The sequence below is a fragment of the Flavobacterium sp. genome (assembly GCF_039930565.1).
In the GTDB taxonomy this organism is placed as follows: domain Bacteria; phylum Bacteroidota; class Bacteroidia; order Flavobacteriales; family Flavobacteriaceae; genus Flavobacterium.
Window position 1 is genome coordinate 106359 of the sequence record NZ_JBDTTP010000005.1, and the last position, 9770, is coordinate 116128.

The following is a 9770-nucleotide window of genomic DNA, read 5'->3' on the forward strand; positions in this document are numbered from 1 at the left end:
TACGTTCCTGGAATGATCTCTTTGATTTTTATTCCGTTGTTTTGTCTTTGCTATTTTTATAAGATTGATGCATTTAAGGTTTATGGATGTCTAGCTATTTCAGTTTCAACCAAAGAAGAATTTGATAATTATAAGATTGAAAGTATTAGAGAATATAAAAATTTTAATTTTAAACAAGACAAGTCTAAAGAATTAAAGGAGTTGAGATTTTTTATTAAGGATTTAATAAAAAAATATGATACTATAAATGGCGCTAAAATTCATTTTGATTCAAAAAGTAATTATAATACATTTATTACTGTTATTAATATGCTGAATGAAGAAAAAGTAAGTACTTGGGCTTATTGTAAAGATGATATTTATGTTTTATCAAGTCCAAAGCCAAAGCCAAAGCCAAAGCCAGCTAATCTGGAATCAATAGAATATTTTTCTTGTGGATATTACGAACAGAATAAATTATATTTTTTGGAGCGGGAGAGAGAAAGACAATTTCAACATATTGTATCTCTCTATAAAAAATACTGGATAATTTTTTTAGGTTATTTTGGACTCGTGCTTCTAAACATCTTCGCTCTGGTAAAATTCAATAAAAACAGATAATACAATCAAAAATACTATATTTGATATTCTAAAATAATTTGCAGACATGAAAAATTCCTTAAAATATATAGCCTTAGTAATCATCACAACATTAGTGAGTTGTAAAGAGGAAGCTCAGAAGCCAAAAGTAATTTATGATACTTCAAATAAAACAAATGTTGTAGCTAAGTCTGATTCAACACAAATTGAAGTCGCTGATTTACCCATTCAAATGACAGGAACGGATTATTTAATTCATCCGGTTGGGGATCTAAGGGTTTTTGAAAGAGGAAGTAAGGCGCGTTATGGGTCTTCAAGTGTAAACGATTTAAGTTTTACAATTTCCAATTTAGGAGAATTCGAAATTACAGGTTATCTTCAGAATTTAAAATTCCAAAAAGTAGATTCGGATTCTATTCGTCCTTTATCCGATAAGCCGGTTTTAATTTTAACGGCTACTTATTTAAAGGCACTTGCAGATAAAACACTTAACCAGGTTATGGTGTATACTTTGACTGATTCAGATACCAATAAAGACGGTAAAATTGATACTGGTGATATTAAAACTTTATATTTAAGTGATATCAGTGGAGAAAATTTTACTAAAATTTCAGAAGATTTTCAGGAATTGGTAGACTGGAACGTCATTGAGTCCAAAAATCGCTTGTATTTCAGAACTATCGAAGATACGAACCAAAATGGGCAATTTGATAAAAATGATGTTTTACATTACAATTATATCGATCTGGCCGCTAAAAAATGGGAAGTTAAAAGTTATAAACCAATATGATAAGTTCTCAAAATTAATTGGAGCTGTTTAAATAAAAACCATCTGAAATTAGTATTTCCAGATGGTTTTTGTTTTTGATGAATTTTTTAGATCAAAATATCACTTTCCAAATCTGATTTTTCGATCTCGATACCAAACCCTAAACGTTCTACCAGTTCAATCACCAATTTTTTATACCAGTTTTCGGATTTTGGATGAATGTATATTTTTTCAATCAACTGATTAATATCTACATTGATTTTTAGCCCTTCGTTTAGTTTTAGATCACTTTTCGATGTATCGGTAATAATACGGACTTCACGCTCATATTGAAAACTTTTTCGCTTAAATAAAAAAGGAAAGAATAAATCATCAAACGGAATATACTCTTTTTTGTAGTCGATATAATTTACCTCGCCAATATACTGATCAAAATTAGTTTCAGGTTGTACGGCTTTTTGCAATCTCCCAATAGTGGACTGAATTGCCAATCCTTCGCTGTTTTGGGTAAAGATCTGCCACATGGCAAAAGATTCATATTCATTGATGTGCCAGCTGCTGACGGCAACTTTTTCTCGATGTGTTTTGTAATAGTTTAAAAATTCGGGATTGTCAGCGGCAAGTTTTTTAATTTCTTCAAAACTAGGTTCACTAAAGGTTCCTTCATACTGGTCCTCAAACTTATCAGATCGTGACATAAACAGTTGTTTGGAAAGCAAAAGCTCCAGAAATTTAGATAAATCCAGGTATTTCCAAACAATGGTATCCGGATCTTCAGGCAGTTTTATGTTTGGATTGTTAAGATACATTTTTCAAAATTTTATAACAATCAATAATCTTGAATTAAGATTCGAAAGACTGCATGGTTACAAGCTTATTATAAGTTCCGTTATGTGCGATAAGTTCATCGTGAGTTCCTTTTTCGACGATTTTTCCTTTTTGCATGACTACAATCAAATCTGCTTTTTGAATAGTCGAAAGACGGTGCGCAATCACGATTGAGGTTCTGTTTTGCATCATGTTCTCTAAGGCAACCTGAACGAATTTTTCGCTTTCCGTATCCAGCGCAGATGTTGCTTCATCCAAAATCATGATTGGAGGGTTTTTTAAGACTGCACGGGCAATTGATAAACGTTGTTTTTGTCCTCCCGAAAGTTTGTTTCCGCTGTCGCCAATGTTGGTGTAAATTCCTAAAGGCAAATCCTGTACAAATTCATAGGCATTGGCAATTTTAAGGGCTTCAATAATTTCATCATCAGTAGCATCTAGTTTTCCTAACGAAATATTAGCTTTTATGGTGTCATTAAACAGAATACTGTCTTGCGTAACCAGCCCCATCAATCCTCTAAGCGATTGCAGGTTCATGTCTTTGATGTTTATCCCATCTATGGAAATTGTTCCATCATTCACATCATAAAAGCGGGTTAGTAAGTTGGCTATCGTGCTTTTTCCGCTTCCGGATTGTCCTACAAGCGCAACAGTTTGTCCTTTTTTTACCTGAAAAGAAAAATCTTTTAAAACCGTTTCATCTTCATATTTAAAGTTAATGTTCTGAACGGTAATATTGTTATCAAAAGTTGCTTTTTCAATAGCATTGGGTTTTGATGTGATCGTGTTTTCCTGTTCCAGAATTTCCAAAACACGTTCTGCAGCCGCATTTCCTCTTTTTACTCCGTATGAAGCTTTAGAGATTGCTTTTGCAGGTGTCAGGATATTATAAGCTAATCCCATATAGGCAATAAATGATGGGCCGCTTAGCGTTTTGTCGATTAAAACCATTTGTCCTCCATACCACAATAAAATGGCTATAACAGTAATTCCCATAAATTCACTGGCTGGAGAAGCTAAGTTCTGGCGATTACCAATACTATTTGATAAGTTAAAAAAACGTTCTGTTGAATTTTGGAAAAGAGTGTTGAAATAATTTTCAGAATTATAACCTTTTACTACTTTTAATCCGCCAATAGTTTCTTCTATAGTAGATAAAAAAGTACCTTGTTCTTCCTGTGCTTTTGTAGATTGTTTTTTAAGCTGTTTTCCAATCAATGAAATGATGTAGCCTGAAATAGGAATAAAAATAAAAACAAATAATGTTAGTTTGGCACTAAGGATTAACATCATAGTTATAGTGAAAACTATGGTTAAAGGTTCTTTTACGATAAGCTCCAGTACGGCTAAAAATGAATTTTGTACCTCATTTACATCGGCAGAAATTCTTGAAATTACATCTCCTTTTCTTTTTTCAGAATAAAAAGCCAAAGGCAGATCAAGTGTTTTCTTGTACATTGCATTTCTCATATCTTTTAAAACGCCATTTCGTAAAAAAGTAATAAAAAACATGGCTAAATAATCAGCCAGGTTCTTTAATAAGAAAATTGAAATTATGATCGCAACCATTATTGATAAAATGTAGCCCGGATCATGATTGCCTTTTGTAGTTGTTATGTAATAGCTCAAATAATCTTCTCCATATTGCTGAAGTTTTAAAATTCCCTGATACACCGGTTTTATTTTTCTTGCCTTTGTCTGGTCAAATAAAACCTGAAGCATTGGAATTAATGCCACAAACGAAAGTGTACTAAAAAGCGCATACAAAACATTAAAAAATATGTTTAAAAATGCATATTTTTTATACGGGTATATAAAAGGAACTATTTTTTTGAAAGTACTCATTGAGGAGGTTTTTTACCATCAAAACCCGACAGTTGTTAAATAATGTCGGGTTTGATAAAAGAAATATTGTATCTGTTATTAATTCAATTGCATATCTGCAATGATATTTTGTATTTTCTTATCTAAAAAACTTTCTGCAGTGTCAAAATTCATAACCGAATCCAATTCTGCATTTACGCTGATGTAGAATTTAATTTTTGGTTCCGTTCCGCTTGGTCTTGCACAAATTTTTGAACCATCTTCTGTATAGTAAATCAACACATTTGATTTAGGCATATCCATAGTAGATTCTTCGCCTGTCAGTAAGTTCAAGGCAACAGAGGATTGATAATCTTCAACCATGATTACACGTTGCCCGTTGATTTCTTTCAAAGGATTTTTACGTAAATCAATCATCATTTGATTAATCTCCTGTAAGCCTTCAATTCCTTTTTTGGTTAAGGAAACCAAATATTCTTTATAAAAACCATTTTCGACATACAGCTGTAAAAGTTCTTTATAAACAGAGCTTCCGGCAGCTTTCGCCTGAGCTGCAACTTCACATATTAGTAACGTAGCAGCAACAGCATCCTTATCTCTAACAGCATCACCAACCATAAAACCAAAACTTTCCTCACCTCCGCCAATAAACTCAAGTTCAGGAAAATCCTTAATCATTTTGGCAATCCATTTAAAACCGGTCAAACCAACCTTACATTCAACACCGTAGCTGGTTGCTAATTCCATCATCATTGGAGTTGAAACAATAGTAGAGCCTACAAATTGTTTTCCGTTAATTTTTCCGGCTTTTTTCCATTGTTTCAATAAGAAGGAAGTCATCAGAATCATGGTCTGATTTCCGTTAAGCAGAATCATTTTACCTTCATTGTTTCTAACAGCAACACCTAAACGGTCGCAGTCAGGATCTGTGCCTACAACGATATCCGAATCGGTTTTGTCTGCCAAAGCTAAAGCCATTGTCAAAGCTTCCGGCTCTTCCGGGTTTGGGGATTTTACTGTTGGGAAATCTCCATTCGGCTCTGCTTGTTCCGGTACGATATGAACGTTTTTATAACCTGCCTGTGCTAAAGTCTCCGGAATTGATTTTATGGATGTTCCGTGCAATGAAGTAAAAACGATCTGTAAGTTGTCTTTGGATTCAGCCGGAGTATTAAAACTGGCGTTTTCAATAGACGATTTGATAAAGGCATTATCAATTTCCGTGTCGATATACTGAATTAAGCTTTCGTTGGCATTGAATTTAATTTTAGCATAATCCAGGCTTTCAATTACCTTAATAATAGCAGCATCTTCTGGTGGGACAATTTGACCGCCATCTTCCCAATACACTTTATAACCGTTATATTCCGGTGGATTGTGCGATGCCGTAAGTACAATTCCGCATTGACAGCCTAAATATTTAAGGGCAAAAGACAATTCAGGAGTTGGGCGTAAATCTGAAAATAAGTAAACCTGAATTCCATTTGCCGAGAAAACATCAGCAACAACTTTCGCTAAAGTATTACTATTATGGCGGCAATCGTAAGCAATAACCACTTTTAATGATTCATTTGGAAAAACTTCATGCAAATAGTCAGATAAACCCTGAGTATTTTTTCCCAGTGTATATTTGTTAATTCTATTGTTTCCAATACCCATAACACCACGCATTCCGCCAGTTCCAAATTCCAGGTTTTTATAAAAACTGTCTTCCAGTTCTTTTGGCGAAGTGGTCATTAATTCTTTAACAGCTGCTTGGGTTTCGTTATCAAATGTTGGCGTTAGCCATTCGTTTACAGCATCTAGTATGTCAGTACTTATATTCATGTAAAATTTCTTTTTAATGTTTTAATTAAAGATAATAATTTTTCAGGAGCTAATCCTGCTGTACACTTTATCTTTTATGCCGAACCCCGGCACAAAAGGATGCCGTTTCCATCAGGGCTAGGACTTTACGTTAAAAATTAACCTCTTTGGAAACTTTATAACGGGCTTCATTGTTTTTTGTCCGCAAAATAATTTCGCCAAGAAAGCCTGCCAGAAACAACTGAGTTCCAATTATCATGGAGGTAATCGATAAATAAAATTGTGGTCTTTCAGTTATTAACCTACTTGCCTTATGAATAAATAATTTGTCGATACCTAAATATAAAGCCAACAGAAAGCCAATAACAAACATAATAGAACCTAACAAACCAAATAAGTGCATGGGTCTTTTTCCAAATCGGGACAAAAACCAAATCGTAATCAAATCAAGAAAACCATTGATAAAACGATCCATTCCAAATTTGGTTTCACCGTATTTACGAGCCTGGTGAATGACTACTTTTTCACCAATTTTACCAAATCCGGCATTTTTTGCCAGGACCGGAATGTATCGGTGCATTTCACCTGAAACTTCTATGTTTTTTACAACCGTATTTTTATACGCTTTTAATCCGCAGTTAAAATCATTCAACTCAACGCCGGAAGTTTTTCTGGCAGCCCAATTAAATAACTTAGACGGAAGGTTTTTTGCAACAACAGAGTCGTAACGTTTCTTTTTCCATCCTGAAACCAGATCAAATTTTTGAGTTGTAATCATTTCATACAACCCCGGAATTTCATCCGGACTGTCCTGCAAATCGGCATCCATTGTAATGATGACATCACCTTTGGCTTTGGCAAAACCTGCGTGCAATGCCTGCGATTTTCCAAAGTTTTTCATAAAGCGAATCCCTTTTACATTTGGATTCTCATTAGAAAAGGTTTCAATAATATTCCAGGAATCATCTGTACTGCCATCATCCACAAAAATGATTTCATAAGAGTAATTGTTGGATTGCATCACTTCAATAATCCATGAATAGAGTTCTTTCAGTGATTCCTCTTCATTTAGAAGTGGTATAAGTATAGATAAATTCATTTAAATTTTTATTATAGACTTTATGGTTTGTCATTTTTAATGATCGCTCCAATAATTAGAGAATATATTAAGCCAATTAGTGCGTACATCACAAGAGTTACTGGGAAAACAATAAATGGATTCATGAATTTTCTAACCATTCCAAGCCCCATTTCTAATTCTTTGTCAGTTATATTTGGATTTTGAGTGATCATTTGGCTTTTTGTGATTTCCAGCATTTCATTTATAAAATCAGGAAATATAAAATTGAAAATAACACTAAATAATGCGTATATTAAACCCGCAACAACTGTAATAGAGACTCCTGTTTTTAAACTTTCAGAAAAAGATATGAATCCGTTGTTGATATTTTTTTTATAGTGATTACATCCTAAGAAGATGAATAAAATAGGTAAAACTAAATAATTTGCCACATTTACTATTGTGCCAACACTTGTGTCTACCAGTGATTTCATGCCAATTACATACATGATCACAAATTCTAAAATCATAATAACACCGAACAAAACGCCATAAAGCGTTCCTGACTTGGCAGGAGATATTTTTGCATCCATAAAGTTATATTTAATTAATCCACAAATATAGCAATTCCCAATATATTCGAAGATAAAAAAGCTTTTTGAATTTAACTAAAAAAAAGTGTACTAAAGATTTGTATATTAAAAAAGAATTGTAAATTTGCAAACTCAAAATAATTAAAAGTTTTTAAACAAAAAAGAGTATTGTTTGTTTACACCTTTTTCTAACCATGAAAAAGCTTCAAAATAAAAAATACTTTAAACAATAAATAAAAGAAAAGATGAAAAAAGGAATCCACCCGGAAAATTACAGATTAGTTGCATTTAAAGACATGTCAAATGACGAAGTTTTTATCACTAAATCTACTGCAGATACAAGAGAAACAATTGAAGTTGACGGAGTTGAGTATCCAGTTGTAAAATTGGAGATTTCAAGAACATCTCACCCTTTTTATACTGGTAAATCTAAACTTATCGATACAGCAGGACGTATTGACAAGTTCAAAACTAAATATGCTAAACACGCTAAATAATAAAAGCTGTTTTTATTTATACAAAAGCCTTCCAATTCGGAAGGCTTTTTTTATTCTGTAATTTTAAATTCTTTCAAAAAACAAAAGATTTAGGCTGATTAATAATCTTTATCTTTGAAATAATTATTTAATTAAAAAAGCAATGGAATTTCTAAAAGATATTTTTATTGACAAACTTGGATTGGAAGTACATCATTTTGAAAAGTTTAAAAGCCTGATTAAAACTAAAAAGTTAAAGAAAAAAGAATATCTGATACAGGAGGGTTCTGTTTGTGATTTTATAGGATTTGTTATATCAGGTAAACTCAGGTCTCATGTTCAAAATGACAGAGTTGAATTTAATAATGATTTTTATCTTCAGAATAGTGTGGTAACTGCTTATACAAGTTATTTAAACCAAGATCCAACAAATTGCAATATTGAAGCTTTAGCAGATACTGAGATTGCCTTTATAACGTATAAACATTTTACTATGTTAATTGACGAAGATATACATTTTTTGAAATTAGCAAAATACATCTCGGATATTTTCTTTATCAGAAAGTGCAAGCGTGAAACTTCATTTTTAAAAAATTCAGCTGCAGAAAGACTTGAGATGCTTTGTAAAACCTATCCAGGAATAGAACAGCAAATTTCGCAATATCATATTGCATCTTATTTAGGAATAAAACCAGAATCCTTGAGCCGTATTAAACTCTTAACATACATCAATAAATAAGTGCTTATTTAGATTGAATTTTGTACTTCAATAATCAATAAATATTTGAAGTATGCCAGCAATTCATCTTAAAGTTAGTGGTAACGAAAACCCCGCTTTAGCAAAACAGTTAGTACAGACTATTAGCAGCCTGACTAAGCAAATCTTAAATAAAAAACCTGAAGTTACAGTAATTACAGTATCATTTATTCCGGATTATTTATGGTTTATAAATTCAGAATCCTTAGCTGAATTAAAAATGAACAGTTTCTTTTTGACTATCAAAATTTCAGACTCAACAAATCTCAAAGATGATAAAGCAAAATACATAGAGGCTTTGCATGCGGAGCTTTCACTTGTAGTCGGAAATGTTCATCCGGTTAGTTATACCGCAATTGAAGAAATGAAAGCCGACGCTTATGGTTATGATGGACTTACTATAGAATATAAAATCATCAGTAATAAAATTTCAAATTTTAAAACAAAAAAGAAATGAGAAAATTTAAAATGATGTCAATATTATTTTTAGCGGTATTTCCCTTTTACGGGCAGCAAAAAACCGATGATAAAAAAATAATATTAGCAATGATTGATGCTTATTCAGAAAGTATTATAAAGAAAGATTCTATAATGTTTTATAGTCTGTTTAATGAAGAGAATGTTGTTTGGTGTGCAGGTTATAAAAATCGCACCCAAGCCAGAGAGATTGAATTAAAAGGAAAGGATGGAGTTGGGAGTAATTATTTCTCAGGATCCTATAAAGGATTCTTACGAGGTTTGTTTAAATACCAGGCTGCTGAAGATAAATTTGATAACATTAAAATCATAGAAGACGGAACAGTTGCTTCATTAACAATGGATTATAGTTTCTGGGTTGATGATAAAATGACAAATTGGGGTTGTAAATATTTAAATCTTATCAAAAAAAATGGAAAGTGGAAGATTACAAGTGTGATTTATTCATTAGAATTAACTAAATATTTTAAGCAGCCAGAGATTAAAGAAAGACGAAATGACTAAATTTATTTTTCGAATATTTGATTAGAAAGTGCTATGTTTTCTTTCCTCAGAAAAAAACATCTTTAATGATACAAATAAAATATTTGTAACTTTGATC

Annotated in this window: 11 protein-coding genes; 6 read left to right on the top strand and 5 right to left on the bottom strand. The window is 32.2% G+C overall.

Annotation, left to right across the window (positions count from 1 at the left end; all coding sequences use genetic code 11):
* The first annotated feature begins 12 nt into the window (after positions 1–12).
* A complete protein-coding gene (locus ABI657_RS02980) occupies positions 13–600 on the top strand; it encodes a hypothetical protein (RefSeq protein WP_348095750.1) in 588 nt (195 codons plus the stop codon).
* 46 nt (positions 601–646) lie between these two features.
* Entirely contained in the window at positions 647–1369 is a 723-nt protein-coding gene (locus ABI657_RS02985) for a hypothetical protein (RefSeq protein ID WP_348095751.1), read from the top strand.
* Between the two features lie 86 nt (positions 1370–1455).
* Here the strand turns inward: ABI657_RS02985 and ABI657_RS02990 are convergent, their stop codons facing one another.
* The 5 genes from ABI657_RS02990 to ABI657_RS03010 all read right to left on the bottom strand — a co-directional run bounded on the left by ABI657_RS02990 (position 1456) and on the right by ABI657_RS03010 (position 7459).
* The gene (locus tag ABI657_RS02990; RefSeq protein ID WP_348095752.1) at positions 1456–2157 is read right to left on the bottom strand and encodes a hypothetical protein; all 702 of its coding nucleotides are present in this window, start codon (positions 2155–2157) and stop codon (positions 1456–1458) included.
* 34 nt (positions 2158–2191) lie between these two features.
* Positions 2192–4021, bottom strand: coding sequence for an ABC transporter ATP-binding protein (locus ABI657_RS02995; protein WP_348095753.1), 1830 nt, complete (start codon positions 4019–4021; stop codon positions 2192–2194).
* A 78-nt stretch (positions 4022–4099) separates the two neighbouring features.
* On the bottom strand, positions 4100–5827 hold the full coding sequence (locus ABI657_RS03000; RefSeq protein ID WP_348095754.1) for a phospho-sugar mutase: 1728 nt from the start codon (positions 5825–5827) through the stop codon (positions 4100–4102).
* 130 nt (positions 5828–5957) lie between these two features.
* Positions 5958–6905: a glycosyltransferase family 2 protein gene (locus tag ABI657_RS03005; RefSeq protein ID WP_348095755.1), complete on the bottom strand. Its 948-nt coding sequence runs from the start codon at positions 6903–6905 to the stop codon at positions 5958–5960.
* A gap of 20 nt (positions 6906–6925) precedes the next feature.
* Positions 6926–7459 (bottom strand): DUF4199 domain-containing protein, encoded by a 534-nt coding sequence (locus ABI657_RS03010; RefSeq protein ID WP_348095756.1) that lies wholly within the window; start codon positions 7457–7459, stop codon positions 6926–6928.
* A 245-nt stretch (positions 7460–7704) separates the two neighbouring features.
* On the opposite strand from ABI657_RS03010, the gene ABI657_RS03015 reads away from it, so the two are divergent.
* The 4 genes from ABI657_RS03015 to ABI657_RS03030 all read left to right on the top strand — a co-directional run bounded on the left by ABI657_RS03015 (position 7705) and on the right by ABI657_RS03030 (position 9673).
* Positions 7705–7956 carry a type B 50S ribosomal protein L31 gene (locus ABI657_RS03015; protein WP_348095757.1) on the top strand — a complete coding sequence of 84 codons (252 nt, stop codon included), beginning with the start codon at positions 7705–7707 and terminating at the stop codon, positions 7954–7956.
* Between the two features lie 142 nt (positions 7957–8098).
* Positions 8099–8674, top strand: coding sequence for a Crp/Fnr family transcriptional regulator (locus ABI657_RS03020; protein WP_348095758.1), 576 nt, complete (start codon positions 8099–8101; stop codon positions 8672–8674).
* A 52-nt stretch (positions 8675–8726) separates the two neighbouring features.
* Positions 8727–9149, top strand: coding sequence for a hypothetical protein (locus ABI657_RS03025; protein WP_348095759.1), 423 nt, complete (start codon positions 8727–8729; stop codon positions 9147–9149).
* Positions 9146–9673 (top strand): hypothetical protein, encoded by a 528-nt coding sequence (locus tag ABI657_RS03030; protein WP_348095760.1) that lies wholly within the window; start codon positions 9146–9148, stop codon positions 9671–9673. The genes ABI657_RS03025 and ABI657_RS03030 overlap by 4 nt, the downstream gene beginning before the upstream one ends.
* Positions 9674–9770: the final 97 nt, after the last annotated feature.

Coding starts and splice junctions, on each gene's coding strand:
- ABI657_RS02980 (WP_348095750.1), top strand. CDS start 13: ATGATCTCTTTGATTTTTATTCCGTTGTTTTGTCTTTGCTATTTTTAT.
- ABI657_RS02995 (WP_348095753.1), bottom strand. CDS start 4,021: ATGAGTACTTTCAAAAAAATAGTTCCTTTTATATACCCGTATAAAAAA.
- ABI657_RS02985 (WP_348095751.1), top strand. CDS start 647: ATGAAAAATTCCTTAAAATATATAGCCTTAGTAATCATCACAACATTA.
- ABI657_RS03025 (WP_348095759.1), top strand. CDS start 8,727: ATGCCAGCAATTCATCTTAAAGTTAGTGGTAACGAAAACCCCGCTTTA.
- ABI657_RS03010 (WP_348095756.1), bottom strand. CDS start 7,459: ATGGATGCAAAAATATCTCCTGCCAAGTCAGGAACGCTTTATGGCGTT.
- ABI657_RS03000 (WP_348095754.1), bottom strand. CDS start 5,827: ATGAATATAAGTACTGACATACTAGATGCTGTAAACGAATGGCTAACG.
- ABI657_RS03030 (WP_348095760.1), top strand. CDS start 9,146: ATGAGAAAATTTAAAATGATGTCAATATTATTTTTAGCGGTATTTCCC.
- ABI657_RS03005 (WP_348095755.1), bottom strand. CDS start 6,905: ATGAATTTATCTATACTTATACCACTTCTAAATGAAGAGGAATCACTG.
- ABI657_RS03015 (WP_348095757.1), top strand. CDS start 7,705: ATGAAAAAAGGAATCCACCCGGAAAATTACAGATTAGTTGCATTTAAA.
- ABI657_RS03020 (WP_348095758.1), top strand. CDS start 8,099: ATGGAATTTCTAAAAGATATTTTTATTGACAAACTTGGATTGGAAGTA.
- ABI657_RS02990 (WP_348095752.1), bottom strand. CDS start 2,157: ATGTATCTTAACAATCCAAACATAAAACTGCCTGAAGATCCGGATACC.